This window comes from Pseudomonas sp. Irchel s3a10, from assembly GCF_900187525.1.
Taxonomy (GTDB): Bacteria; Pseudomonadota; Gammaproteobacteria; order Pseudomonadales; family Pseudomonadaceae; genus Aquipseudomonas; species Aquipseudomonas koreensis_G.
Genome location: NZ_FYDR01000001.1, coordinates 790,554 through 816,827 on the forward strand (window position 1 = coordinate 790,554; position 26,274 = coordinate 816,827).

Sequence of the window (26,274 nt, forward strand, 5' to 3'; positions counted from 1 at the left end):
AAGAGCGGACCCCATGAAACGCCAGCCACTCGACGACAGCTTCAAGGTCAATCGCAACCCCGTTACCCTGCGCGAAATCGTGCTGGACAAACTGCGTAGCGCGATCATGAATTTCCAGCTCATGCCCGGCGATCGTCTGGTGGAGCGCGATCTGTGCGATCGCCTCGGTGTCAGCCGCACATCGGTGCGCGAAGCCTTGCGTCACCTGGAGTCCGAAGGTCTGGTCGAGTTCGCCGATGCCAAAGGCCCACGGGTGGCGATCATCACCCTCGCCGATGCAGTCGACATCTATGAGCTGCGCTGCGTGCTCGAAGGCCTGATCGTCCAGCTGTTCACCCTGCGCGCCAAGGCCAAGGACATCAAGGCCCTGGAAAAAGCCCTCGACGAGAACCGCAAGGCGCTCAAGGACGGCGAACTGCAACAGGTGATCGACTCGGTACAGGGCTTCTACGACGTGCTGCTCGAGGGTTCGGGCAACCATGTTGCGGCCACCCAGCTGCGCCAGTTGCAGGCACGTATCAGCTACCTGCGGGCGACTTCGGTGTCCCAGGAAAACCGTCGCGGCGCGAGTAACCACGAAATGGAGAAAATGGTCGAAGCGATCAAGAGCGGCGATCCGCTGGCGGCGCATCAGGCCTGTGTCGATCACGTGCGCGCCGCTGCGGCCGTGGCCCTCGACTACCTCAAGCGCAAACAGGAAGAGACCGGCGCCACGCCGAACATCACCCTGCCGATCGCGCTGAAAGAACCGCGCATAGGTCACTGACATGTTCAGCCCGAGCTTTTGCCCGAAATGCGGTGGCCCTGACCTCGGTCAGCAGGTACCGCCGGGCGATACGCACGAGCGCCTGATGTGCCGCGGCTGCGGCTACATCCACTACGTCAATCCGAAGATCATCGCCGGCTGCATCATCGAGCAGGACGGCAAATACCTCTTGTGCCAACGGGCGATCCCACCGCGTCCGGGCACCTGGACGCTGCCGGCCGGCTTCATGGAAAGCGGCGAAACCACCGAGCAGGCGGCGCTGCGTGAAGTCTGGGAAGAAAGTGGCGTACGTGCGGAAATCGTCTCGCCGTATTCGATTTTCAGCGTGCCGAAGATCAGCGAGGTGTACATCATCTTCCGCGCGATCGCGCTGGAGATCACCGGGCAGTTCGGCCCTGAGACCATGGACTACAAGTTCTTCGCCCCTGAAGACATTCCGTGGGAGCAGATCTATTACCCGGCGATCCGGCAGATTCTCGAGCGTTACATCGAGGAGCGTCAGGCCGGGGTGTATGGGATCTACATGGGCAATGATGACAGCGGCAAGATTCACTTCATCCGCTGAGGATCACCTTCGCCCCTGTGGGAGCGGGCTTGCTCGCGAATGCGGTGTGTCAGTCGATAGAAATGTTGAATGATTGACCGCCTTCGCGAGCAAGCCCGCTCCCACAGGGGATTTGTGGTGTTGCTTAAAGTGGGGCGATGCCTTCGACGATGATAATTTCTGCCCGCGCCCATTCCTCGCGATAACTTTTCGCTTCCTGATACGCCGCCGAGTGGTAGCACGCCACGGCCTTCTCATAGCTCTCGAACTCGATCACCACGCTACGCTGAGGAGTAGCCCTGCCCTCCAGCGCTTCGCTGCGCCCGCCCCGGGCCAGAAACTTCGCGCCGAACTCGGCGAACGCTGCCGGCGCGCGTTGGGTGTATTGGCTGTAGTGCTCGGCATCGTCGACATCCACGTGGGCAATCCAGTACGCCTTCATAGTGACCTCTTTGTTGATTTTGTATTATGGTATACCAATATTATTTGCAACCAACCCTGAGAGTCCAGCATGGCCTTCAACAGCATCGAAGAAATCCTCGAAGATTATCGTCTCGGCAAAATGGTCCTGCTGGTCGATGACGAAGATCGGGAAAACGAAGGCGACCTGCTGCTGGCCGCCGACTGCTGCACGCCCGAGGCGATCAGCTTCATGGCCCGTGAGGCGCGCGGGTTGATCTGCCTGACGTTGACCGACGAACACTGCCAACGCCTGGGCCTTGAGCAGATGGTGCCGAGCAATGGCAGCGTGTTCAGCACCGCGTTTACGGTTTCCATCGAAGCGGCGGTCGGCGTCACTACGGGCATTTCTGCTGCCGACCGCGCTTGCACCGTTGCCGCCGCCGTGGCGCCGAACGCTCGCGCAGAAGACCTGGTGCAACCTGGGCACATTTTCCCGCTGCGCGCCAAGGAAGGTGGCGTGCTGACCCGCGCCGGTCACACCGAGGCTGGTTGTGATCTGGCGCGTCTGGCCGGGTTCACGCCCGCCTCGGTGATCGTCGAAGTGATGAACGACGACGGCACCATGGCTCGCCGCCCGGATCTGGAAGTGTTCGCGCGCAAGCACGGGATCAAGATCGGCACCATCGCCGACCTGATCCACTATCGCCTCAGCACCGAGCACACCATCGAACGCATCGGCGAACGTGAGCTGCCGACGGTGCACGGCATGTTCCGTCTGATCACCTTTGAAGACCGCATCGAGGGTGGCGTGCACATGGCGATGGTCATGGGCGATCTGCGCCGCGAAGAGCCGACGCTGGTGCGCGTGCATGTGATTGATCCGCTGCGAGATCTGGTCGGCGCCGAGTACAGCGGACCGAGCAACTGGACGCTGTGGGCGGCGCTGCAGCGGGTCGCGGCTGAAGGTCATGGCGTGGTCGTAGTGTTGGCCAACCATGAATCGTCGCAGGCGCTGCTGGAGCGCGTGCCGCAATTGACCCAGCCGCCACGGCAGTTCAGTCGCTCGCAATCGCGGATCTATTCGGAGGTGGGTACCGGGGCGCAGATTCTGCAGAACCTGGGGGTGGGCAAGCTGCGGCATCTTGGGCCGCCATTGAAATACGCGGGATTGACCGGGTATGACCTGGAGGTGGTCGAGAGCATCCCCTTCAGCGAATAACCCCGGGTAAAACCACGTTCCACTGTGGGAGGGGGCTTGCTCCCGAAGGCGGCGTATCAGTCGACATCAATGTTGAACGACCCAACGCATTCGCGAGCAAGCCCGCTCCCACAATGGGGTTTGCGTTTCAGACCGATTTCCTCGAACTACAAAAAAGCAGCTCCGCCAGATAACCGGTAAGGCAAAGTGCTTGCACAAAGTTTGGAATACCATAATATGATATTCCATAGACCGGGCGACCTGAAAAACCGTCCGGCTACTGCTCCCGACAGGCGGGCAACAACGCAAGCCCGCTCAAAAACACAACAATGAGGGCGTAAAAATGGTGTTGAACAAAGCTGCAACCGCAATCCTTTTTGCGGGACTGCTGAGCGTGACCGGCCAGGCTGCAATGGCCGCCGAAAGCGTGAACTTCGTCAGCTGGGGCGGTAGCACCCAGGATGCGCAGAAACAGGCCTGGGCCGATCCGTTCAGCAAGGCCAGCGGCATCACCGTGGTGCAGGACGGCCCGACCGACTACGGCAAACTCAAGGCCATGGTCGAAAGCGGCAACGTGCAATGGGACGTGGTCGATGTCGAAGCCGACTTCGCCCTGCGCGCCGCCGCTGAAGGCCTGCTCGAACCCCTCGATTTCAACGTCATCCAGCGCGACAAGATCGACCCGCGTTTCGTCAGCGATTACGGGGTCGGCTCGTTCTTCTTCTCCTTCGTCCTGGGCTACAACGAGGGCAAACTCGGCGCCAACAAGCCGCAGGACTGGAGCGCCCTGTTCGACACCAAGACCTACCCTGGCAAACGCGCCCTGTACAAATGGCCAAGCCCCGGCGTGCTCGAACTGGCGCTGCTGGCCGACGGCGTAGCGGCTGACAAGCTCTACCCGCTGGATCTGGATCGCGCCTTCAAAAAACTCGACACCATCAAGAAAGACATCGTCTGGTGGAGCGGCGGCGCGCAGTCGCAGCAACTGCTGGCCTCCGGTGAAGCGAGCATGGGCCAGTTCTGGAACGGCCGGATTCACGCCCTGCAAGAAGACGGCGCCCCCGTCGGTGTGAGCTGGAAACAGAACCTGGTCATGGCCGACATTCTGGTGATTCCAAAGGGCTCGAAAAACAAGGACGCGGCGATGAAGTTCCTGGCCAACGCCAGCAGTGCCAAAGGCCAGGCCGACTTCTCCAACCTGACCGCCTACGCCCCGGTCAACGTCGACAGCGTGGCGCGCCTGGACTCGGTGCTGGCCCCGAACCTGCCGACGGCCTACGCCAAGGATCAGATCACTCTTGATTTCGCGTACTGGGCCAAGAACGGCCCGGCCATCGCGACACGGTGGAACGAATGGCTGGTCAAATGAAAATGGCGGCTGCTGCGCCCCGTCCTGCAACGGTTACCGGGAGCGCCGCGAGCGCTGCCGGCTCGACCCACACCTTCAGACAACGCTGGAAAGGTGCCGGCAACCTGGTCCCGGCACTGCTGTTCCTCGGCCTGTTCTTTCTAGCGCCGTTGATTGGCCTGCTGTTGCGCGGCGTGCTGGAACCGACCCCGGGCCTTGGCAACTATGAACAACTGTTCGCCAACTCGGCGTATGCGCGGGTACTGCTCAACACCTTCTCGGTGGCCGGGCTGGTGACGATTTTCAGCCTCTTGCTGGGCTTTCCGCTGGCCTGGGCGATCACGCTGGTGCCGCGCGGCTGGGGCCGCTGGATCCTCAACATCGTGCTGCTGTCGATGTGGACCAGCCTGCTCGCCCGCACCTATTCGTGGCTGGTATTGCTGCAGGCCTCGGGGGTGATCAACAAGGCGCTGATGGCGCTGGGCATCATCGATCAGCCGCTGGAAATGGTGCACAACCTGACCGGCGTGGTGATCGGCATGAGCTACATCATGATCCCGTTCATCGTCCTGCCGTTGCAGGCGACCATGCAGGCCATCGACCCGATGATCCTGCAGGCCGGCTCGATCTGCGGCGCCAGCCCGTGGACCAACTTCTTCCGGGTGTTCCTGCCGCTGTGCCGGCCAGGTCTGGCGTCCGGCGGCTTGATGGTGTTCGTGATGTCGCTCGGTTACTACGTCACCCCGGCACTGCTCGGCGGGGCGCAGAACATGATGCTGCCGGAGTTCATCATTCAGCAGGTGCAATCGTTCCTCAACTGGGGCCTGGCCAGTGCCGGAGCCGCGTTGCTGATCGCGATCACCCTGGTGCTGTTCTACTTCTACCTGAAGCTTCAGCCGGAATCCCCGGTTGGCGCCAGTAACGCGAGGTAAGTCGAGATGCTCCTGACTCCCAATGCCATGAGCCGGCGGATGCGTTTCGGCCTCTACGCCACCACCGGTCTGATCGGCCTGTTCCTGCTGTTGCCGATCGTGTTCATCGTGCTGCTGTCGTTCGGCTCGTCGCAGTGGCTGGTATTCCCGCCGCCGGGATGGACGCTGAAATGGTACGGCCAGTTCTTCTCCAACGCCGACTGGATGAACGCTGCGGCGGCCAGCCTCAAGGTCGCCGTGTTGACCACAATCTGCGCCGTGGCCCTCGGTCTACCAACCGCATTTGCTCTGGTGCGCGGGCGTTTTCCCGGACGGGAAATGCTCTACGGCCTGTTCACCCTGCCGATGATCGTGCCGCTGGTGATCATCGCCGTGGCGGTGTACGCGCTGTTTCTCAAGCTCGGTTACACCGGGACCATGTTTGCGTTCGTGGTCAGCCATGTGATCGTCGCGCTGCCGTTCACCATCATCTCGATCATCAACTCGCTGAAGCTGTTCGATCAGTCGATTGAAGACGCGGCGGTGATCTGCGGCGCCTCACGCCTGCAAGCGGTGTTCAAGGTGACGTTCCCGGCGATCCGTCCGGGCATGGTCGCCGGCGCCCTCTTCGCCTTTCTGGTTTCGTGGGACGAAGTGGTGCTCAGCGTGATGATGGCCAGCCCGACCCTGCAAACCCTTCCCGTGAAAATGTGGACCACCCTGCGCCAGGACCTGACCCCGGTGATCGCCGTCGCTTCGACGCTGCTGATCGGCCTGTCGGTATTGGTCATGGTGATCGCCGCCGCGCTGCGCCGGCGCAACGAAATCAGCGCCTGAGCGCCCAGGAGTACGACATGAGTGCCGTGATCAAAGACGCATCCCAGCAGAACGACAAACCCCTGGTCAGCCTGCGCAATCTGAACAAGCACTACGGCGACTTTGCCGCCGTCGACAACATCTCGCTGGACATCAAGGACGGCGAGTTCCTGACCTTCCTCGGCTCCAGCGGCTCGGGCAAAAGCACCACGCTGTCGATGCTCGCCGGGTTCGAAACCCCAAGTAGCGGCGAGATCCTGGTCAACGGTCAGTCGTTGGTCAACGTGCCACCGCACAAGCGCGACATTGGCATGGTGTTCCAGCGTTATTCGCTGTTCCCGCATCTGTCGGTGCGCGACAACATCGCCTTCCCGCTGGCGATCCGCAAACTCGCCGCCGCCGAACGCGACAAGCGTGTCGATGCGATGCTGAAACTGGTACAGCTCGAACAATTCGCCCATCGCCGCCCTTCGCAACTCTCTGGCGGGCAACAGCAACGCGTAGCCATCGCCCGGGCGCTGGTCTACGAGCCACGCATTCTGTTGATGGACGAACCGCTCGGTGCGCTGGACAAAAAACTGCGTGAAGACCTGCAGGATGAACTGCGCCAGCTGCATCGGCGCCTGGGCATCACCATCGTCTACGTGACCCACGATCAGGAAGAAGCCATGCGCCTGTCGCAGCGCATCGCGATTTTCAGTCACGGCAAGATTGTTGGTTTGGGCAGCGGTTATGACCTGTATCAGAATCCGCCGAACGCGTTTGTCGCGTCGTTCCTCGGCAATTCGAACTTCCTCAAGCTCAAGGCGCAGGGCAATGCGGCGGCTTCGTTTGAAGGACAGTCATTGTCGATTCGCCTGACCGCCGGGTTGCACACCGATCAGGACGTGTTGTTGATGGTGCGTCCGGAAAAAGCTGTGGCACTGAGCGTGCAGCAGGCGAGCGCTGAGCCGCTGGCAGCGGGTTGGAATGAGGTGTCGGCGCAGGTGGTGGAAGTGTTGTTTCTCGGCGAAAGCCAGACCTGCAGCGTGGTGACTTCGGGCGGTACTTCGATGACGGTGAAAGCGCTGTCGGCGGCGGGCATGCCGCTCAAGGCTGGCGACCCGGTGCGGGTGCGCTGGGCTACTGCCGATGCTTGCGTCTACACCGAATGGACTGAGAGCGACCTCAACAAAGCGGCCGGTTCTCACTGAGGTTCCGTGTAGGAGCTGCCGCAGGCTGCGATCTTTTGATTGTGCTTTTCAAGATCAAAAGATCGCAGCCTGCGGCAGCTCCTACATGAGATTGCATTTCAACTGTGGGAGCGGGCTTGCTCGCGAAGGCGGCGTGTCAGTCACTGTTTATGTTGAATGACACACCGCATTCGCGAGCAAGCCCGCTCCCACAGGGGTCTGGTGGTGTTCAGGCGATCGGAGTGAAACCTTCAATTTCGTCCGGCCACGCGGTGAGGATTTCGAAACCGGTGTCGGTCACCGCGACCATATGCTCCCACTGCGCCGACAGCGAGCCATCCTTGGTCAGCACGGTCCAGCCATCCGGCATGTTCTTCACATGACGCTTGCCGGCATTGAGCATCGGCTCGACAGTGAAGATCATCCCCGCCTTGAGCTTCATGCCCTGATTGGGAAACCCGTAATGCAGGATCTGCGGTTCATCGTGATAAACCTTGCCGATGCCATGCCCGCAATACTCGCGCACCACGCTGAAACCTTCTTTCTCCGCCAGGCTCTGGATCGCATGGCCGATGTCACCCAGCGTCGCGCCCGGACGCACCATGCGAATGCCCGCACACATGGCGTCGTAGGTAGTCTTGATCAGGTGCTGCGCCTCAGGCGTCGCCTCGCCGACCACGTACATGCGGCTGGTGTCGCCGAACCAGCCGTCCTTGATCACCGCGATGTCGAGGTTGACGATGTCGCCGTCTTTCAGCGGTGTGCCCGAAGGAATGCCGTGGCACACCACGTCGTTGACCGAAGCGCACACGGTTTTCGGAAAACCGTGATAACCGACGTTGGCCGGAATCGCTTTCTGCACGTTGACGATGTAGTCGTTGCACAACCGATCCAGCTCATCGGTCGTCACCCCGGCCTTCACATGCGGCACCAGCATCGCCAGCACTTCAGCGGCGAGTTTGCCCGCCGCGCGCGACTTCGCGATTTCCGCAGGGTTATTGATCTTGATCTGATTTCTCATGCGCTGACGGCTTCCTGAGTCAGTTGATGCAGATCCAGCCCGCCGTTCTGTTCGGCGCGGATCAGCAAGCGGCAAATGGCGCTGTGGTCGAGGTTGGGGTGCAGTTCGGCGAGCATGCCGATGCGCATCCAGTGCTCGGCCTGCGCGTTGATCGAGCGGCTGAGCGCGTTGCTGGAGATACGCAGGTTCTCGTGCATGTCTTCTGAAATCTTTACGATGCCCATATATGAATCCGATACGATGTGTATATGTATCGTATATTAGCCAAGCCTAACGCTGAATTGCAAATTGACTCCGCAAATCTACAAACACCATCGTGTAGGAGCTGCCGCAGGCTGCGATCTTTTGATCTTCAAAAACAAAGTCAAAAGATCGCAGCCTGCGGCAGCTCCTACAGAACGCAAGGCATCAAATCGCAGGCAAAAAAAAGCTGCCAAATTCGGCAGCAAAAACTTTAAGAACACGCGATGTATTGGCCGCAGGATAGTCGCCGGATAATGACAGTGTCATGACAGCCGCAAATTCATTCAACCGCCCCTGCCCCGTCATCAGGATGTCATCAAGATCACCGCAGGATCCTCGCAAACCGTCTTGAGCCTTCGACGGATGTTTTGCAGGGATTCCCATGAAAGAAGACGCCTCGCTGTTTGCCGCCATCGACCTGGGTTCGAATGCCTTTCGCCTGATGATCGGCCAGTCGGTGCGCAGTCGAAAAGGCTTCATGATTCAGGAAGTCAAAACCCTGCGAGAGCCGGTGCGGCTGGCCGAGGGCTTCGACGGCGGTGCACTGGATGAAATGGCGCTGGATCGGGGCTGGCAGGCATTGGCGCGGTTCGGCAAGAAGCTGCGCGGATTCGAGGCCGGCAAAGTGCGGGCAGTGGCGACCAGCGCGGTGCGCGAGGCCGACAATGCGCAGTTGTTTCTGCACAGTGCCGAACGCCATCTGGGTTTTCGCATCGACGTCATTTCCGGCCATGAAGAGGCGCAACTGGTGTATGCCGGCGTCGCTCATACCCTGCCGGATGCGCAAGACATGCGTCTGGTGGTGGACATTGGCGGTGGTTCCACCGAACTGATTCTCGGCCAGGGCTCGCAACCGCTGCTCACCGAAAGCATCGCCATCGGCAGCGGCACCCTGGGCGCACGCTATTTCCCCGACGGACGCATCGCGCCCGGTGCACTACAGGAAGCCGAGCGCGTGGCGATCCTGCAATTCGAAAAAGTCGCCCGCCGCTATCGCGCGCAGGGCTGGCAGCAGACCATTGGCTCGTCGGGCACGGCGCGGATGCTGGCGAAAGTGCTCAAGGCCAATCGCTTGAACGACTTCGGTCAGGATGGCATCACCTATGGCGGACTGTTGCGGCTGTCGCTCCTGCTGCTGAAGGTGAAGAACGTTCAACAGTTGAAGCTGGCAGGCTTGCAGCCGCATCGCCAGAGCATTTTGCCCGGTGGACTGGTGCTGATGCTGGCGGCGTTCAAGGTATTCGGGATTTCGCAGATGGTGCCGTCGGAACCGGGGCTGCGCCTCGGTGTACTGCATGGATTGATGAGCCGGCACTGACAGATCACTTAACCCGCTCCCACAAGGACGGCGGTCTTTGCGCAACTCGGGATTTCGCAGATGGCGCCGTCGGAACCGGGGCTGCGCCTCGGTGTGCTGCACGGCTTGATGAGCCGGCACTGACACCCTACACACTCCAGTGTGGGAGCGGGCTTGCTCGCGAAGGCGGAGTGTCAGTCGAAAATTATTTAGCTGACACTCCGCTTTCGCGAGCAAGCCCGCTCCCACAGGGACGGCGTTCTTTGCACAACTCGGGATTTCGCAGATGGCGCCGTCGGAACCGGGTTTGCGCCTCGGTGTGCTGCATGGTTTGATGAGCCGTCACTGACGCCCTACACACTCCAGTGTGGGAGCGGGCTTGCTCGCGAAGGCGGAGTGTCAGTCGAAAATTATTTAGCTGACACTCCGCTTTCGCGAGCAAGCCCGCTCCCACAAGGACGGCGTTAGCGCTTTACGCCAGTTCTTTGCGCAGTTGCCGGGCAGCGTTGACCATGTGCACCAGCGCCGCCTCAGTCTCCGGCCAGCCACGGGTTTTCAAGCCGCAATCCGGGTTGACCCACAACCGCTCTGGCGGAATCCGCTGCGCTGCCTTGCGCAGCAAATTGGCCATCTCCGAAGCATCCGGCACCCGCGGCGAGTGGATGTCGTAGACGCCCGGGCCGATCTCGTTCGGGTAAGCGAACGCTTCGAAGGCCTCCAGTAACTCCATGTCCGAACGCGAGGTTTCGATGGTGATCACGTCGGCGTCCATGGCGGCGATGGACTCGATCACATCGTTGAATTCGCTGTAGCACATGTGCGTATGGATCTGCGTTTCGTCGCGTACACCGGAGGCACACAGGCGGAACGCTTCGGTGGCCCAATCCAGATAGTGCTGCCACTGCGCACGGCGCAGCGGCAGACCTTCGCGGAATGCAGCTTCGTCGATCTGCACAATCCTGATCCCGGCGGCTTCCAGATCCACCACTTCGTCACGGATCGCCAGCGCCAACTGCCGTGCCTGCACTTCACGGGACACATCTTCGCGAGGGAACGACCACATCAGCATGGTCACCGGGCCGGTCAGCATGCCCTTCATGACCTTGTCGGTCAGGCCTTGCGCGTAGCGGATCCAGTCCACGGTCATGGCTTGCGGACGACTCAGATCACCGAAGATCACCGCCGGTTTCACACAACGCGAACCGTAGCTCTGCACCCAGCCGAAACGGGTGAACACGTAGCCATCGAGTTGCTCGGCGAAGTACTCGACCATGTCGTTGCGTTCGGCTTCACCGTGCACCAGCACGTCGAGGCCCAGTTGCTCCTGGATCTCCACCGCATGGCGGATCTCGCTGTACATGGCTTCGGTGTATTCGGCTTCGCTGAGCTTGCCCTGTTTGAATGACTGACGCGCCAAACGGATCGCCGCGGTCTGCGGGAACGAGCCGATAGTGGTGGTCGGGAACAGCGGCAGATCGAGGCCGGCGCGCTGCTTGGCGATGCGCTGGGTAAACGGCGATTGGCGCTGGCTGTCCTGCGCGGTAATGGCCGCCACACGGGCCTGCACTGCCGGTTTGTGAATACGCGGCGAGGCGGCGCGGCTGGTCTGTACCGAGCGGCTTTGGGTCAACGCGCGGAGCACTTTCGGCGCTTCCGGCTCGTTGACCGCCTGCGCCAGCACCGCGACTTCCTCGCACTTCTGCACGGCAAACGCCAACCAGCTTTTCAGCTCGGCATCGAGCTGGTCTTCGCGGTTCAGATCCACCGGGCTGTGCAGCAGCGAGCACGATGGCGCGACCCACAGCCGATCCCCCAGACGTTCATGCGCATGCTGCAACGTCGCCAGCGCATCTTCCAAATCGCAGCGCCAGACGTTGCGGCCGTTGACCACACCCAGCGACAGCACTTTGTAGGCCGGCAGGCGATCAAGGATGGTCGGGTACTGTTCCGCTGCGCGCACCAGATCGATGTGCAAACCGTCGACCGGCAGATTAGCGGCCAGACCGAGGTTCTCTTCCAGACCACCGAAGTAAGTGGCGAGCAGTTTTTTCAGCGGATCACGCTGGATCTGGTTGTACGCACGCTCGAAAGCATTCTTCCACTCCTGCGGCAAGTCGAGCACCAGAATCGGCTCGTCGATCTGTACCCACTCCACACCGAGTGCGGCCAGCCGCGCGAAGATCTGCCCGTACAGCGGCAGCAGGCGATCAAGCAGTTCCAGCTTGTCGAACTCGGCACCTTTGGCCTTGCCCAGCCACAGATAAGTCAGGGGGCCGATGATCACCGGTTTGACGTTATGCCCCAGTGCACGGGCTTCTTCGACTTCTTCGAACAACTGTTCCCAACCGAGCTGGAACTGTTGATCAACGCTGAATTCCGGGACCAGATAGTGGTAGTTGGTGTCAAACCACTTGGTCATTTCCTGGGCGTGCGCACCGCCACAGCAGCTGTCGCTGACGCCACGGGCCATGCTGAACAGGGTCTGCAGGCTGGCTTTACCGTCGTGCGGACGGAAACGCTCGGGAATCACCCCGAACATCAGCGAATGGGTCAGCACCTGGTCGTACCAGGCGAAATCGCCCACTGGCAGCAGCTCGATGCCGGCGTTCTTCTGCAGGTCCCAGTGGGCCTTGCGTAATTCACGACCCACTTCACGCAGGCCAGCCTCGTTCAGTTCTCCTTTCCAGAACGCCTCTTGCGCTTTTTTCAATTCGCGGTCGCGACCGATGCGCGGAAATCCGAGGGAATGGGCCAGTGCCATGACAAACAACTCCAATGTCTTGTTGATGGCGGCCATTGTCGGGATCGAATGCTAGTGAGACAAACTCATTTTAATCTTGATGATCACAAGTTTCCCTCATGATCGGATATCAGCTGCATGCCCGCTGAAAACATCTTTGCCCTGCAGGATATTCATCCGCAGATCAAGCTTTGAGAGGCGCTTGCGACGCCCTTTCAATACTCAATGGCGCCTTGATGTAAACCCTCTGAAACCGGGTCCTTGCAGGCTGCGATTCTGTTCTATGGTTAGATCGAAATGGCTGTATCTGCGGCGGGTTAAAGGTTGCGACAGATCAGGTCTGCGCCTATGTTGCACGCGAGCTTTTCCCCGCGAATGGAACGCGATCAACACCACTACAAGAGGTGAAGAAATGTCAAAGGATTCACGCCCTGCCGTACTTGGGCTGATCGGCAATACGCCGCTGGTACAAGTTACCCGCTTCGATACCGGCCTCTGCACACTGTTTCTCAAACTGGAATCACAAAACCCCGGCGGTTCGATCAAGGACCGCGTCGGTCTGGCGATGATCGATGCCGCTGAACGCGACGGACGCCTGCAACCGGGTGGCACCATTGTCGAGGCCACCGCCGGCAACACCGGTCTGGGTCTGGCGCTGGTCGGCCGGGCCAAAGGCTACCGCGTGGTGCTGGTAGTCCCGGACAAGATGTCCACCGAGAAAGTCCTGCACTTGAAAGCCATGGGCGCCGAAGTGCACATCACCCGCTCGGATGTCGGCAAAGGCCACCCCGAGTATTACCAGGACGTGGCCGCACGACTGGCGAAAGACATTCCCGGCGCGTTCTTCGCCGACCAGTTCAACAACCCCGCCAACCCGCTGGCACACGAGTGCAGCACCGCGCCGGAGATCTGGGCGCAGACCGAGCATGATCTGGACGCGATCGTGGTCGGCGTCGGTTCCGCCGGCACCCTGACCGGGCTGAGCCGCTTCTTCAAACGCGTACAGCCGGATCTGCAAATGGTCCTCGCCGACCCGGTGGGTTCGGTGATGGCTCAGTACAGCCGCGACGGCACCATGCCGACGCCCGGTTCGTGGGCGGTGGAAGGCATCGGCGAAGACTTCATTCCGTCGATCACCGACCTCAGCAGCGTGCGCCACGCGTACTCGATCAGCGACGAAGAAAGCTTCGACCACGCCCGCCAGTTGCTGCGCGCCGAAGGCATTCTCGGTGGCTCGTCGACCGGCACCTTGCTCGCCGCCGCGCTGCGTTATTGCCGCGAACAGACCGAGCCCAAGCGCGTGGTCAGCTTCGTCTGCGACACCGGCACGCGCTATCTGTCGAAGGTCTACAACGACCAGTGGATGACCGATCAGGGCCTGTTGCAGCGCAAACGCTATGGCGACCTGCGCGATCTGATCGCCCGGCGTTTCGAGGACGGCCGGGTGATCAGCGTCGGCCCCGACGACACCCTGCTGACGGCGTTCCAGCGCATGCGTCTGGCGGATGTCTCGCAATTGCCGGTGCTGGTGGAAGGCAAACAACTGGTCGGCGTGATCGACGAATCGGACATCCTGCTGGCGGTGCACGAAGACGCCGCACGCTTCAGTCAATCGGTCTCCAGCGTGATGACCGACAAACTGCAAACCCTCGCCCCCGGTGCCAACCTCGCCGAGCTGGAAACAGTGCTCAGTCGCGGCCTCGTCGCGATCATCGCCGACGCCTCGGGCTTCCACGGCCTGATTACCCGCACCGACATGCTCAACCAATTACGGAGATCCCTCGCATGAGTCAGCACGACGATAAATCCCAAGGCTTCGCGACCCGGGTGATCCACGCCGGGCAAGAACCTGACCCGACCACTGGCGCGCTGATGCCGCCGATCTACGCCAACTCGACTTACCTGCAAGACAGCCCCGGCGTGCACAAGGGCTTCGACTACGGGCGCTCGCACAACCCGACGCGTTTTGCCCTGGAGCGTTGCGTGGCGGATCTGGAAGGAGGCACCCGGGCGTTTGCTTTCGCTTCCGGGCTGGCGACGATTTCCACCGTGCTCGAACTGATCGATGCCGGTTCGCACGTGATCTCCGGCAATGACTTGTACGGCGGCACGTTCCGCCTGTTCGACAAGGTCCGTCAGCGCAGTGCCGGGCATCGCTTCAGCTACGTCGATCTGACTGATCTGGCGGCGTTCGAAGCGGCGCTGCAGGACGACACGCGCCTGGTGATTGTCGAATCACCGACCAACCCGCTGCTGAGCCTGTCGGATCTGGCCGCGATTGCGCGCATCTGTCGTGCACGCGGGATCATCAGCGTCGCCGACAACACCTTCGCCAGCCCGTATATCCAGCGCCCGCTGGAGCTGGGTTTCGACATCGTGCTGCACTCGACCACCAAGTACCTGAACGGTCACTCCGACGTGATCGGTGGTATCGCGGTGGTTGGGCAGAATGCCGAACTCGCGGACAAACTCGGCTTCCTGCAAAACGCGGTCGGCGCGATTTCCGGCCCGTTCGATGCATTCCTGACGTTGCGCGGGGTGAAGACTCTGGCGCTGCGCATGGAACGTCATTGCAGCAACGCGCTGGAACTGGCCAAGTGGCTGGAGCAGCAACCGCAGGTCAAACGCGTCTACTACCCGGGCCTGCCGTCGCACCCGCAGCATGAGTTGGCCAAACGGCAGATGCATGGTTTCGGTGGGATGATCTCGGTGGATCTGAACAGTGATCTGGAGGGCGCACGGCGCTTTCTGGAGAACGTGAACATCTTTGCCCTGGCCGAGAGCCTGGGCGGCGTTGAAAGCCTGATCGAGCATCCGGCGATCATGACCCACGCGACCATTCCACCTGAAACCCGCGCGAAACTGGGCATCGGCGATGGCCTGGTGCGCCTGTCGGTGGGGGTCGAAGACCTCGAAGACCTGCGCGCCGATCTGGCGTACGCGCTGACGAAAATCTGACCCTGCAACAACGACAAAGCCCGCAGCAATGCGGGCTTTGGTGTTCGAGTAGGCGGCCAGTGCTGGTCTCTGGCTTACAAGGTTTATCGGGCCTCTCACAGTACAAAAGCAACCATGGAAAAAGAGCGGTGCTTTGCTGCCTCACACGGCATAAGGGCTGGATCTCAGCGCGGAGATCTTTCTAACCGTGTACCCTTCGGAACGCGCCCCACGTCCCCTTGCTATCCGCTTGCGCATCAGTCTGCGTGTTCGCCTACACCTTTGAGGCTAGCAAAAGCCGTCGAGTCGCGGGCAGTGTTTTTAGACTGATTTCCTTTCTGCGCCCACCTGCAAGGAAGCGAAAAGACTATCGCCTGCGCAGTTCACTAGCACATTTGTGCTAATCGACCGCCCTGCCACGCGGCGCTATATTCCCTCGCAACCCCCGATGCTCCCCAACATTGCCGCTGTGCAGTGCGCGGGATCGTCGTGCCTGGAAATCAGAACAACACCAAGGAAGAAACACCATGAAACTGCATTCCAATCTGTGCAAAGTGACGATCGTCAGCGCATTGTTGCTTGGCGCCAGCGGCTGCCAGACCGCCAAACCTACCGAAGCCAGCATGAAAGAGCGCGCGCAGACGGTCATCGGTAAACCGGTGTCGAAAATCGACAACATCCGCAGCGACAGCACCCTCACCTACTACACCGCGTACACCCCGGCCGGCGAGTACAACTGCGAGTTGCCCAGCGGCGCGATTATCGCCGTGGCGAGCATGGGCATCATGACCCCGCCGCTGTCGTGCCTGCCCAAAGGCGCCTCGCCGATTCCGTTCCAGTAATCCCTCTTCCCCGGTAAAGGACTACGTTCCATCATGAAAACCCTGCTCGCAACTCTCACCCTCACCGCCCTCGCCCTGACGGGCTGCGCCACGCCCAAACAATGGGAAGCCACCGGTGGCAGCAAGAACGACGGTGTCGTCCAGGTCTCCTATGAATTGGGCCAGTTTGAAAGCGGCCAGACCAACGCCGCGCAAGGCCTGACTGTCGCGATGGAGCGCTGCAAGACCTGGGGCTACAAGAACGCCGAGGTGACCGGTTCCGAGAAAAACATCTGCCGCACCATGGGCCAGTTCAACTGCCTGCAAACCACCATCACTCAAGACTACCTCTGCAAGCGCTGAGTCAAACCTGCTCGGCCGGCTCGGTTTGCCGGTCGCGCAGGGCCCGCAAGGTCGCGCGCAGCTCGGCCGGGCGTACCGGTTTGGACAGGATGGCAATTTGGCGGTCGTGCAAGGCCGCCTGTATTTTCTCGATGTCATGCCCGGTAATGATCATCGCCGGCACCGCAAAACCACGCTGGCGCCGCACCTCGTCAATGCACTCGATGCCCGTGGCATGCGTACCCAGATCGTAATCGGCGACGATGATGTCGCAATCGGTGACCAGCCCCTGCCCGCTCAACTCGCCCTGCACCACGCAGCCCCAGCGCTCGAGCAGCGCCGACGTTGCCAGCAAGACGTTGCGATCATCCTCCACCAGACACACCTTCAGCCCGGTCAGCAGGCCGGCCTGCCGCACATCGTCACGCATGGCCGGCATCTGCGGCGCCACGGCCACCGGCAAGCCATACAGGGTGACCGCCGTGCCACGTCCGAGCTGCGAGCGCAACGCCACATCGACGCCGATCAACTGCCCCAGACGCTTGACGATCGACAACCCGAGGCCGACGCCTTCCACGTCCTTGTCACGCACTTGGCGCACCCGATAAAACTCCTCGAAGACCTTCGGCAGATGCTCCTCGGCAATACCGTTGCCGCGGTCATAAATCACGATGGCCAGCCCGGTGCCGCGTTTGCGCACGCCGATCAGCACCGGGCGTTGCGCGCCGTACTTGAAGCAATTGGAAAGCACGTTCTGCACCATGGTTGCGAGCAACGCCGGATCGCTCTGTACCCAGTGCTCACAGGGGCGCAGACGCAACTCCACGCCGGCCCAGCGCGCCGCCTCGGCGTTCTGGCGGATCAGGTCGGCCAGCCACTCGCCGAGATTGAACACCTGCAACCTCGGCAGAATACGCCCGTTGTCGAGGGTGTAGAGGTCAAGAATCGAACGGAACAACTGCGAGACGTTGAGCAGCGAACGGTCGATGTTGTCGACCAGTTGCCGCTCCTGCTCGCCCAGCCGCGATTCACGCAGGCACGCGGTGAACAGCCCGATGGAGTGAATCGGCTGGCGCAGATCATGGCTGGCCTGGGCGAGAAACCGCGACTTTTCCAGATTGGCCGCGACCGCCTCTTCGGAGGCCTTGCGCGTGCGCTCCAGCAGCAAGTGTGCGTAGAACGGGATCACCGTGCTGGTGAGCATCAACATCAGCACCATGTACGGTTGCGCCTGCCACACCGGCGTCAACCGATAGACCGCCAGCAACGCCAGCAGCGCCAACCCCGTGGCAATCGCCAGATAGCGCGAGCCATAGCGCATGCCGTTGCCCAGGTTGACCCAGATGATCACCGCGTACAGCGGCAACGCCGCTTCACCGCCCAGCACCAGGCCGAAACAGGTACCGGTGTAATCGTGGACCATCGCGAAAATCCGCCGCGCCGGGTAATGCCCCGGCCAGCTTGCAATGGCCTGGCGCAAGACAATCGACGCCAGCAGAAACAGCGAGATGTAGATCACCACCGGCAGATAGGTATCGAAGCGCTGCCCCGGCAATACGCCCAGCACGCAGATGTAAACCATGGCAATGCCGGCGATGATGATCCGCAGATTGGCCTGATCCAGCTCGGTGTTTTTCTCGAACTTCATGGGCAACGTCCTTGTGCGACAGTCGTCAGATTCAGCAACGGTCGGCAGGCAATCTGCGTTTGCGGTGCTAAGGTGCATGCCGTAAACCACGCTGATCCAGGGAGGGTCACGTCATGACATGCCGCATCATCATAGCCGACGATCACCCGTTGTTTCGCGAGGCCATGTTGCGCACCGTGCAGCGCCTGCTGCCCGAGGCGACTATCGAGGAGGCCGGAGACCTCGACGCCGTGCTGGCCTTGCTGCCCGACGGCAGCGAGCCGGACACGTTGATTCTCGACCTGCGCTTCCCCGGCCTGACCTGCATCAGCCAACTCGCCGAACTGCGCCGAAAACTGCCGCGCACCACGCTGATTGTGGTGTCGATGGTCGACGACGAGATGTTGATCGGTGAGGTGATGGCAGCCGGCGTCGACGGTTTCATCGGCAAGAACATCGCCCCGGATGAGATCGGCGAGGCGATTCTGGCGATCCGCGAAGGCGAAGTGCTGGTCAGGTTCGCCCCTTCCGGGCTGCTGCCGCTGGAGACCGGCACCGCCCTCACCCCGCGTCAGCAGGATGTGCTGCGGCTGATCGCCCAAGGCAAGACCAACAAAGAGATTGCCCGGGAACTGGATATCTCGCCGTTCACCGTGCGCATCCATGTGTCGTCGTTGCTGCGCACGCTCAACGTGCCGTCGCGGGCGGCCGCTGCGGTGAAATATTCGGGGGGTGGGTAGCCCTCACGCACATGCACGCCTCCCCCCCAAAAAAACACGGCCCTGCCGTAAATCCGACCTTTTCACGCTGAGCCCTTCATTCGATCATGTCTCGCCTATCCGATTACACCGACGAAGCAATCCTCGAGATCATCCATGCCGCCGGCTACAAACGGCTCAGCGGCACACACAAAAATGGCCAATCCGTTCATGAGGTTCTTCACTCGTGCGGGATGGTGAACTTGAAGAACTCCAAAACGTTAGTCAGCGATAAACGCGGCTGCGTTTTCATTCCCTGCCATGAGCGCGGCAAGTTGAGCCTCTTGTATCTGAAGTCCATCGCCCGGGAACAGGGACTCGATGACGTGACTCACGCCCTTGAAGGGAGCGTGCCACTGAGTCATCTGAAAATCTCTGCCGGTGACACATTGCATTGGCGCAAGGGCAATCTGACGATGACCCAGAGCTGGAGCGTCGTTCGTTCGCGTGCATTGTCTTCAAAGAAAGGGACATTCTTCCAACCGGACGAGACCCGAAGAAAGATGCCGTCCCCGGTGCTCACGCGTTCAACGCTTGAGGAGATCTGCGCGCCCAAAGGCCTTGTTCCTCCGCACCAGACTCCTGCTCGGCGAATGCAAAAGGTCGATTACGTTCATAGCGTCTGCGGCAAAAAAGTTACGCTCAGGTTCAGCGAACTCGACAGTTGGGATGCCACCCGCTGCCCACACTGCAATCCGTTCAAACGCGCCGCGCTTCTGGCCTTCAACACATTCCTTGCGGATGTGGAAATGACTTTCGACGGCACTCTGCAACTGCTCGAAGGAAAATCCCAGGTCAATCGCAGCCAGTCCCTATCGATCACTTGCACCGTTTGTCATCAACACAATGCGCGCAAAAGTTACGACCTGATCCGGTACCGCGGTTTCACCTTTTGCGACAATCCGCACTGTCGCAACACGTATTTGCCTGAAGACCGGATTGGCGAAAACGACCAGTACTACATTGATCTGTTGCGCGACAGAGGCATCAGGAACTTCGCCGATGGACAAAAGCTGTTTCCCAGGGCGATGCGCTATCTGCGCTACCCCTCGAACACCTCCGGCAATGACGCAGACAAACTGACACGCAAGTACGAGATCGTGCAGCAAGCGTTGGACCTGCCCTCGAATGCCCGTCCCACCGAGTACACCGAGCAGCAATTGCGCGGGTTTTTCCAGACCGAAATCGATCACGGCGCGACGACCATCGGCCACATCCGGGCGAAGTTGCCCAACAGCGTCAACAACTTCATCACTCGCCGCAGAAATGCCGGAGACTTTATCCACCATCGCGTCCTCGCCGACATGGACATTCGCTTCAAGCGCAGCTACGAAATTGCCACGCTGCAAGACGCGCTTGAATGCGTACGCGATACCAAGTGCCTGAGTTGGGGGGAGTTCGTTTCGCGCTATCCAGGTGCGAGTGAAAGCATTATCGCGCAAGGCTTCAAAGAGGGAGTCATGGCCTCTTATGGCTGGATCCCGCTGGTCAACTATTCGCGCCTGACAGATCAGGCAATTCTGGACAAGGCCAACGAACTTTGTCAGGACGAAAAGCTCGACAGCCTGAGTCAACTGGAGCGCAGTTACAGCAGTCTGATCCTTAATATTCGCGAGCGCGGCCTGATGGGCGATCTCTGCGCAAAAATGGGCTTTCAGCTGCCTGCCGTATGGCAAGGCAAAAGCCTCGACGATATTGCGCAGCATATTCGTGACTCTGGGTTTACATCATCTTCGGACTGGCACGCGTCTTCATCCGGGTCCTACAAGTACGCCGCGAGCCAGAATTGGGTCAGAGAAATCTCGAAGCTGTTCAACTGGGGTCAATTCAAAGGGCTGAACGGCTTTCGCTATGACTCTCTGCCAGAAACGATCGTGGCCAACATGCTGCACTTGGCGGACTACGACTTTGTCGATCATCCGCCGATCACCCGTTTCCCCGGCTATGGCGGAGGTCGGGCGATGGCCGATTTCCTCATCGACGCGGCGCCGCTCTGGATCGAGGTTTGGGCCTATCGCACCGAAGATGTGGTGAGGTATGCAAAATTCGAAGATTACCCGGCAAAACGCAAATACAAGGAACAGGGCTATCAGGCCCATGCAATGCCGCTATGCAGTCTGGAAGGTGGCTTGTTTTACCGGCCTCACACCCTCGACGGTATCGCTTACCGCCGCGGAATGAGCAGTTTTGTCCGGCATGCCTGCCAGCGCCTGACAGAGCACGGGTTTCCCATCACCTACACCCAGGATCTGCTGACCGAACTCAGGCAATCGGTGCAGGGCCAGAGTGACTCTCCGGTCATCGGGATGTGATATCAAACAGGTGTTCTGTCTGCCGGGGGCCGCACAAGGGGTGAAAGAAAATGAACCCTGTGGCCATCAGCTCACCTAACTGAAAGACCATCAGGAGGTAGCCCATGCAAATTGAACCCGTCTGGATCGTACTCGCCGTCGTTCTTGTGATCGTTGAATTGTGGGCGATCAACCGCGTGCGCAAGAGCGCAGGCAAAGGCAGCAACAAAGGCGTGTGGATTATCGCCATCGTGTTTGTGCCGTTGTTTGGCCTGATTGCCTGGGCACTGGCCGGGCCGAAACACGTGACTCAGGATTGACACATCCTCTGTAGGAGCTGCCGCAGGCTGCGATCTTTTGATCTTGAAAGTCAAAAGATCGCAGCCTGCGGCAGCTCCTACAAAGAATGCAGTGTTTTATGGATCTACCTGCGCCATCAACTCCGGCACCGATTCCGGCCGTTTCGCGTAACGCTGCGCCAACACCGCGCAGACCATCAGTTGAATCTGATGGAACAGCATCAGCGGCAGAATCAACACGCCAATCGTGCTGCCGGCAAACAGTACCTGCGCCATCGGCACGCCGGTGGCCAGGCTCTTCTTCGAGCCGCAGAACAGAATGGTGATGCGGTCTTCCTGGCTGAAGCCAAACGCCTTGCCCAGCAGGGTCGACGCCAACAGCACCAGCGTCAGCAGGATGCAGCAGACCACCACCAGCCCCAGCAGATCGACCAGCGGAATCTGGTGCCAGATACCTTCGTTGACCGCCTCGCTGAATGCGCCGTACACCACCAGCAGAATTGAACCCTGATCGACAAACTTCAGCCAGTTCTTGTTGCGCCCCACCCATGCGCCGATCCAGCGCCGAGCGATCTGCCCGGCAATGAACGGCAGCAGCAATTGCACGCTGATCTTCAGAATTGCATCGAGGGTCGAACCGCCGTCACCGTGCACATCCAACAACAGCGTCACCAGCAACGGCGTAAGGAAGATCCCGAACAGGCTCGACGCCGCCGCACTGCAGATCGCCGCCGGAATATTGCCTCGGGCCAGCGAAGTGAAGGCAATCGCCGACTGCACGGTGGCCGGCAACGCGCAGAGATACAGCATGCCCATGTACAGCTTGTCGCCGATCAGCGGTGAGAGCAGCGGTTTCAGCGCCAGGCCGAGGAGCGGGAACAGCACAAACGTCAGGCCGAACACCAACAGATGCAAGCGCCAGTGGCCGGCCCCGGCGATGATCGATTCACGCGACAGCTTGGCGCCGTGGAGGAAGAACAGCAGCGCGATGGCGATGTTGGTCAGCCAGCCGAACCCGACCGCGACCTGACCGCTGGCCGGCAGAAAACTGGCCAGCAGCACGACGCCGATCAGGGTCAGGGTGAAGTTGTCGGGCAGGAATCTTGGGCGGGTCATGGTTTGCTCATCCGGGGGTTGCCAGTACGTGATTGCGACTCTAACGTGAGCAGAAATTACCGACTAACGCCGAAGAGCCAACAGATGCCGCCTAAAGGACATGAGAAAAGCTTCCGGCGCAGCATTCCCGGGCTGCCCAGCCTGCCACGTCCGCTGTACGGGCGCACCGAATCGCTGCCCAATCGCGCACTGACCCGGCGTCACAGTCACCCGTGGGTGCAGTTGTCGTATGCGATTCAGGGCGTGCTCGAAGTGCAGACCAGCGCCGGGCGTTTCGTCGCGCCACCGGAGCGTGCGGTGTGGATTCCGGCGGGCGTGCCGCACCGTGTGTTCAGCTCGCCGCACACCGAAATGCGCAGTTTGTATATCGATTGCAGCGTGGCCGGCTGGGCGCTTGAGCGCTGTCATGTGCTGGGTGTCAGCGACCTGTTGCGCGAGCTGATTCGCGCGTTCAGTCTGGTTCCGGTGGAATACGACGAGACCGGCGCGCACGGCCGCCTGGCCCAGGTGATCCTCGATCAACTGGCCGAGGCACCGCAGATCGACCTGATGCTGCCGCTGCCGCAGGACAGCCGTCTGCGGCAGATCTATCAGAGCCTGGAACAACATCCGGAACAGCAAACCACCCTGAACCATTGGAGCGAAAAATTCGGTGTCACCGAGAAAACCCTCAGCCGGCTGTTTTTACGCGACACCGGCCTGACCTTCCGTGCCTGGCGCCAGCGCTTGCGTTTGCTAGGTGCGCTGACTCCGCTGGAACGCGGCGAACGCGTCACCGACGTGGCTCTGGCCTGCGGTTATGACTCGACCTCGGCCTTCATCGCGGCCTTTCGGCAGCAGTTTGGCGAGACACCGGGGGAATTTTTTCGCTGAGTTTTGTCGATATTTATCGAATTAGCACATGCCATTCGGCAAAGTTCAGGGTAGAGTTTCGTCCATACGCAATTTTCTACACGTTTCGACCATAACCATAATGACCCACCCCTTTAGCGAACCTGTCGGCGGTAACAGCATGATCGAAGTCACTGAAGTCTCCATTGCTCAATTACGCGCGGCGCTCGAAGCCGGCCAGACCACCGCGGTTGAACTGGTGCAGGCCTATCTGGCCCGGATCGACGCCTACGACGGCCCGAACACCGCCACCGCACTGAATGCCGTGGTGGTGCGCAATCCCGAAGCACTGGCCGAAGCCCGGGCGTCCGACGCGCGCCGGGCCAAGGGCGAAATCCTCGGCCCGCTGGATGGTATCCCTTACACCGCCAAGGACAGCTATCTGGTCAAGGGTCTGACCGCTGCTTCCGGCAGCCCGGCCTTCGCCGATCTGGTGGCGCATCGCGACGCCTTCACAATCGAACGCCTGCGCGGCGCCGGGGCGATCTGCCTGGGCAAGACCAACATGCCGCCGATGGCCAATGGCGGCATGCAGCGTGGCGTCTATGGTCGTGCGGAGAGCCCGTATAACGCTGCTTATCTGACTGCACCGTTTGCTTCCGGCTCGTCCAACGGTGCCGGCACCGCGACCGCGGCGAGCTTCTCGGCGTTCGGTCTGGCGGAAGAAACCTGGTCGAGCGGTCGCGGCCCGGCGTCGAACAACGGTTTGTGCGCCTATACGCCGTCGCGCGGCGTGATCTCGGTGCGCGGCAACTGGCCGCTGACGCCGACCATGGACGTGGTGGTGCCGTACGCCCGCACCATGGCCGATCTGCTTGAAGTGCTCGACGTGGTGGTCGCGGAAGACCCTGACACCCGTGGCGATCTGTGGCGCCTGCAGCCGTGGGTACCGATCCCGAGCGTTGCTTCGGTACGCCCGGCCTCCTACGCCGAACTGGCGGTGAAGTCCGATGCACTGGCCGGTAAACGTCTCGGTGTACCGAAGATGTACATCAACGCCGACCCTGAAGCCGGCACCAGCGAAGCACCGGGCATCGGCGGCCCGACCGGGCAGCGCATCAACACCCGCCCTTCGGTGATCGACCTGTGGAAACAGGCCCGCGCCGCGCTGGAAGCGGCCGGTGCCGAAGTCATCGAAGTAGATTTCCCGCTGGTCTCCAACTGCGAAGGCGACCGCCCCGGCGCACCAACCGTGTTCAATCGCGGCATCGTCTCCAAGGAATTTCTGCACCACGAACTGTGGGATCTGTCGGCCTGGGCCTTCGATGATTTCCTGCGCGCCAACGGCGATCCGAAGCTCAATCGCCTGGCCGATGTCGACGGGCCGAAGATCTTCCCGCACGATCCGGGCACCCTGCCCAACCGTGAAGGCGATCTGGCCGCCGGCATGGACGAATACGTGCGCATGGCCGAGCGCGGGATCACTCCGTGGGATCAGATCCCGACGCTGCCGGACGGTCTGCGCGGTCTGGAAAAGACCCGCAAGCTTGATCTGGAAGACTGGATGGATGCGCTGAAACTCGACGCGGTGCTGTTCCCGACCAACGCCGACGTCGGCCCGGCGGATGCCGATATCAATCCGGTATCGGCGGACATCGCCTGGAGCAATGGCGTCTGGGTCGCCAACGGCAATCTGGCGATCCGGCATCTCGGTGTGCCGACTGTCACCGTACCGATGGGGATCATGGCCGACATCGGCATGCCGGTTGGTCTGACTTTCGCCGGTCGTGCTTACGATGACTCGAATCTGTTGCGTCTGGCCTCGGCGTTCGAGGCGACCGGTTCGAAGCGTCAGGTGCCGCCGCGTACTCCGCCGTTGGCTGCCCGCAAGTAACAAGGTGGGTTGGATTGAGGCTCGAAAGGGTCTCAATCCGCTTTCGGCGGCCTTGCCCTGTCACTCATCTCTGCATCAATACAACCCTGCCAACACACTCTCCCATAACTGGCAACTGACAGTTCTGACAGTAGCGGTTGAACAGGACGGCGAGTTACGTTCTCGCTCGATAGACTTTCCATTTGGAAAATCCCTGAAACCGTTCAGCACTGAAGGAACGCAAACATGAGCAATGCCATTCTGCTTAAACAACATGGCGTCGATGAAGACTTGAAGCCATTACTCATAGAAGTAGAAGAACAACCCGTTGGCAAATACTACAAGGCCGAATTCAATCCTGATTTTCCGCCCATTCCGAGTTTCAGGCCGGAGCTGTTTATTTATGCATCCTTGGTTCCCGGATCAGTCAGCATCATCGGCCGATATCACAAAGCAGACGTTTTTTACCAGATTACTATCATCATTGATCAGAAGCTCGAAAGTGGCACATATCCAATTAAGAAAGGTGACGAAAGCCCTGTGCGCGCAAGCGTCATTGCTTCTGGAGGGATCATTTCGAGTGACAACGGCGAAATCAAACTTAAGCGAGACGATAAAAACAAATCAATATACGCAGACTTTGATTTTCAAATAGAGCCCGATGGAAAGCCGCACAAAGTACAAGGCAGATTAGAACTGCTGGCATCGGGTCCTCTTGACAAACCTGCACAATAAGAAAGTCAGTCGCAATGACATATTAATGCCAAACGGGTAAGTGCCTGCCCGCAGTGTTTGGCAACTCTGCCTTCCGAATTAGCTCGCACTGAAATTTCTATCGCATTCACGCATCAATGCCGCTTGCCATTGCAAAGATGCCTGCCGCAAAAAACGCCAGACACTTCGTTTTTATCGAACTTTGCC

General features: G+C 60.3%; 25 protein-coding genes and 1 pseudogene. 19 read left to right on the plus strand and 7 right to left on the minus strand.

Annotated features, from left to right (window positions below):
- The first annotated feature begins 13 nt into the window (after positions 1 to 13).
- A complete protein-coding gene (locus tag CKW11_RS03390; RefSeq protein ID WP_007968636.1) occupies positions 14 to 766 on the plus strand; it encodes a GntR family transcriptional regulator in 753 nt (250 codons plus the stop codon).
- A 1-nt stretch (position 767) separates the two neighbouring features.
- Entirely contained in the window at positions 768 to 1,331 is a 564-nt protein-coding gene (locus CKW11_RS03395; RefSeq protein WP_095136393.1) for an NUDIX hydrolase, read from the plus strand.
- A gap of 124 nt (positions 1,332 to 1,455) precedes the next feature.
- On the opposite strand, the gene CKW11_RS03405 is transcribed toward CKW11_RS03395, so the two are convergent.
- The gene (locus CKW11_RS03405; RefSeq protein ID WP_095136395.1) at positions 1,456 to 1,752 is read right to left on the minus strand and encodes a DUF1330 domain-containing protein; all 297 of its coding nucleotides are present in this window, start codon (positions 1,750 to 1,752) and stop codon (positions 1,456 to 1,458) included.
- 69 nt (positions 1,753 to 1,821) lie between these two features.
- Between CKW11_RS03405 and ribBA the strand changes: the two genes are divergently transcribed.
- The 6 genes and pseudogenes from ribBA to CKW11_RS28755 all read left to right on the plus strand — a co-directional run.
- Positions 1,822 to 2,931: a bifunctional 3,4-dihydroxy-2-butanone-4-phosphate synthase/GTP cyclohydrolase II gene (gene ribBA, locus CKW11_RS03410; RefSeq protein ID WP_095136396.1), complete on the plus strand. Its 1,110-nt coding sequence runs from the start codon at positions 1,822 to 1,824 to the stop codon at positions 2,929 to 2,931.
- A 322-nt stretch (positions 2,932 to 3,253) separates the two neighbouring features.
- On the plus strand, positions 3,254 to 4,279 hold the full coding sequence (locus tag CKW11_RS03415; RefSeq protein ID WP_095136397.1) for an ABC transporter substrate-binding protein: 1,026 nt from the start codon (positions 3,254 to 3,256) through the stop codon (positions 4,277 to 4,279).
- Entirely contained in the window at positions 4,276 to 5,190 is a 915-nt protein-coding gene (locus CKW11_RS03420) for an ABC transporter permease (RefSeq protein WP_095136398.1), read from the plus strand. The genes CKW11_RS03415 and CKW11_RS03420 overlap by 4 nt, the downstream gene beginning before the upstream one ends.
- 6 nt (positions 5,191 to 5,196) lie before the next feature.
- The gene (locus CKW11_RS03425; protein ID WP_025111627.1) at positions 5,197 to 6,006 is read left to right on the plus strand and encodes an ABC transporter permease; all 810 of its coding nucleotides are present in this window, start codon (positions 5,197 to 5,199) and stop codon (positions 6,004 to 6,006) included.
- A gap of 17 nt (positions 6,007 to 6,023) precedes the next feature.
- Positions 6,024 to 7,178, plus strand: a complete 1,155-nt coding sequence (locus tag CKW11_RS03430; protein ID WP_095136399.1) for an ABC transporter ATP-binding protein — start codon at positions 6,024 to 6,026, stop codon at positions 7,176 to 7,178.
- Between the two features lie 95 nt (positions 7,179 to 7,273).
- A pseudogene (locus tag CKW11_RS28755) lies at positions 7,274 to 7,381 on the plus strand (metal ABC transporter ATP-binding protein); the annotation flags it as partial.
- A gap of 5 nt (positions 7,382 to 7,386) precedes the next feature.
- On the opposite strand, the gene map reads toward CKW11_RS28755, so the two are convergent.
- The 3 genes from map to CKW11_RS27560 all read right to left on the minus strand — a co-directional run bounded on the left by map (position 7,387) and on the right by CKW11_RS27560 (position 8,805).
- A complete protein-coding gene (gene map / locus CKW11_RS03435) occupies positions 7,387 to 8,178 on the minus strand; it encodes a type I methionyl aminopeptidase (RefSeq protein ID WP_095136400.1) in 792 nt (263 codons plus the stop codon).
- A complete protein-coding gene (locus tag CKW11_RS03440; RefSeq protein ID WP_003225727.1) occupies positions 8,175 to 8,402 on the minus strand; it encodes a ParD-like family protein in 228 nt (75 codons plus the stop codon). The genes map and CKW11_RS03440 overlap by 4 nt, the downstream gene beginning before the upstream one ends.
- A gap of 184 nt (positions 8,403 to 8,586) precedes the next feature.
- Positions 8,587 to 8,805, minus strand: coding sequence for a hypothetical protein (locus CKW11_RS27560; protein WP_143499907.1), 219 nt, complete (start codon positions 8,803 to 8,805; stop codon positions 8,587 to 8,589).
- On the opposite strand from CKW11_RS27560, the gene CKW11_RS03445 reads away from it, so the two are divergent.
- The gene (locus tag CKW11_RS03445) at positions 8,804 to 9,739 is read left to right on the plus strand and encodes a Ppx/GppA family phosphatase (RefSeq protein ID WP_095136401.1); all 936 of its coding nucleotides are present in this window, start codon (positions 8,804 to 8,806) and stop codon (positions 9,737 to 9,739) included. The two genes, CKW11_RS27560 and CKW11_RS03445, sit on opposite strands and share 2 nt — an antisense overlap.
- Positions 9,740 to 10,190: 451 nt before the next feature.
- On the opposite strand, the gene metE is transcribed toward CKW11_RS03445, so the two are convergent.
- Complete coding sequence (metE, locus tag CKW11_RS03450; protein WP_095136766.1) at positions 10,191 to 12,479, minus strand: 5-methyltetrahydropteroyltriglutamate--homocysteine S-methyltransferase; 2,289 nt, start codon at positions 12,477 to 12,479, stop codon at positions 10,191 to 10,193.
- A gap of 391 nt (positions 12,480 to 12,870) precedes the next feature.
- On the opposite strand from metE, the gene CKW11_RS03455 reads away from it, so the two are divergent.
- The 4 genes from CKW11_RS03455 to yecR all read left to right on the plus strand — a co-directional run bounded on the left by CKW11_RS03455 (position 12,871) and on the right by yecR (position 16,579).
- Positions 12,871 to 14,247 carry a cystathionine beta-synthase gene (locus CKW11_RS03455; protein ID WP_095136402.1) on the plus strand — a complete coding sequence of 459 codons (1,377 nt, stop codon included), beginning with the start codon at positions 12,871 to 12,873 and terminating at the stop codon, positions 14,245 to 14,247.
- Positions 14,244 to 15,416: a cystathionine gamma-synthase gene (locus CKW11_RS03460; protein ID WP_095136403.1), complete on the plus strand. Its 1,173-nt coding sequence runs from the start codon at positions 14,244 to 14,246 to the stop codon at positions 15,414 to 15,416. The genes CKW11_RS03455 and CKW11_RS03460 overlap by 4 nt, the downstream gene beginning before the upstream one ends.
- 506 nt (positions 15,417 to 15,922) lie before the next feature.
- The gene (locus tag CKW11_RS03465; RefSeq protein WP_095136404.1) at positions 15,923 to 16,237 is read left to right on the plus strand and encodes a hypothetical protein; all 315 of its coding nucleotides are present in this window, start codon (positions 15,923 to 15,925) and stop codon (positions 16,235 to 16,237) included.
- A 33-nt stretch (positions 16,238 to 16,270) separates the two neighbouring features.
- Positions 16,271 to 16,579, plus strand: coding sequence for a YecR family lipoprotein (yecR, locus tag CKW11_RS03470; RefSeq protein WP_095136405.1), 309 nt, complete (start codon positions 16,271 to 16,273; stop codon positions 16,577 to 16,579).
- Between the two features lies 1 nt (position 16,580).
- Here yecR and CKW11_RS03475 read toward each other — a convergent pair whose 3' ends face one another.
- Positions 16,581 to 18,206: a hybrid sensor histidine kinase/response regulator gene (locus CKW11_RS03475; protein ID WP_095136406.1), complete on the minus strand. Its 1,626-nt coding sequence runs from the start codon at positions 18,204 to 18,206 to the stop codon at positions 16,581 to 16,583.
- A 113-nt stretch (positions 18,207 to 18,319) separates the two neighbouring features.
- Between CKW11_RS03475 and CKW11_RS03480 the strand changes: the two genes are divergently transcribed.
- From CKW11_RS03480 to CKW11_RS03490, 3 genes are all read left to right on the plus strand, one after another.
- Positions 18,320 to 18,925, plus strand: a complete 606-nt coding sequence (locus tag CKW11_RS03480; protein WP_095136407.1) for a response regulator transcription factor — start codon at positions 18,320 to 18,322, stop codon at positions 18,923 to 18,925.
- Between the two features lie 86 nt (positions 18,926 to 19,011).
- Positions 19,012 to 21,255 carry a hypothetical protein gene (locus CKW11_RS03485; RefSeq protein ID WP_143499909.1) on the plus strand — a complete coding sequence of 748 codons (2,244 nt, stop codon included), beginning with the start codon at positions 19,012 to 19,014 and terminating at the stop codon, positions 21,253 to 21,255.
- 104 nt (positions 21,256 to 21,359) lie between these two features.
- On the plus strand, positions 21,360 to 21,554 hold the full coding sequence (locus tag CKW11_RS03490) for a PLD nuclease N-terminal domain-containing protein (RefSeq protein ID WP_027613057.1): 195 nt from the start codon (positions 21,360 to 21,362) through the stop codon (positions 21,552 to 21,554).
- Between the two features lie 96 nt (positions 21,555 to 21,650).
- On the opposite strand, the gene CKW11_RS03495 is transcribed toward CKW11_RS03490, so the two are convergent.
- Positions 21,651 to 22,649, minus strand: a complete 999-nt coding sequence (locus CKW11_RS03495; RefSeq protein WP_095136409.1) for a bile acid:sodium symporter family protein — start codon at positions 22,647 to 22,649, stop codon at positions 21,651 to 21,653.
- Between the two features lie 84 nt (positions 22,650 to 22,733).
- Here CKW11_RS03495 and CKW11_RS03500 point away from each other — a divergent pair, with 84 nt between their 5' ends.
- From CKW11_RS03500 to CKW11_RS03510, 3 genes are all read left to right on the plus strand, one after another.
- Positions 22,734 to 23,522, plus strand: coding sequence for a helix-turn-helix domain-containing protein (locus CKW11_RS03500; protein WP_095136410.1), 789 nt, complete (start codon positions 22,734 to 22,736; stop codon positions 23,520 to 23,522).
- A gap of 139 nt (positions 23,523 to 23,661) precedes the next feature.
- Positions 23,662 to 25,374: an amidase gene (locus tag CKW11_RS03505; RefSeq protein ID WP_177439968.1), complete on the plus strand. Its 1,713-nt coding sequence runs from the start codon at positions 23,662 to 23,664 to the stop codon at positions 25,372 to 25,374.
- Positions 25,375 to 25,599: 225 nt separating this feature from the next.
- Entirely contained in the window at positions 25,600 to 26,088 is a 489-nt protein-coding gene (locus CKW11_RS03510) for a hypothetical protein (RefSeq protein ID WP_095136412.1), read from the plus strand.
- The last annotated feature ends 186 nt before the right edge of the window (positions 26,089 to 26,274 follow it).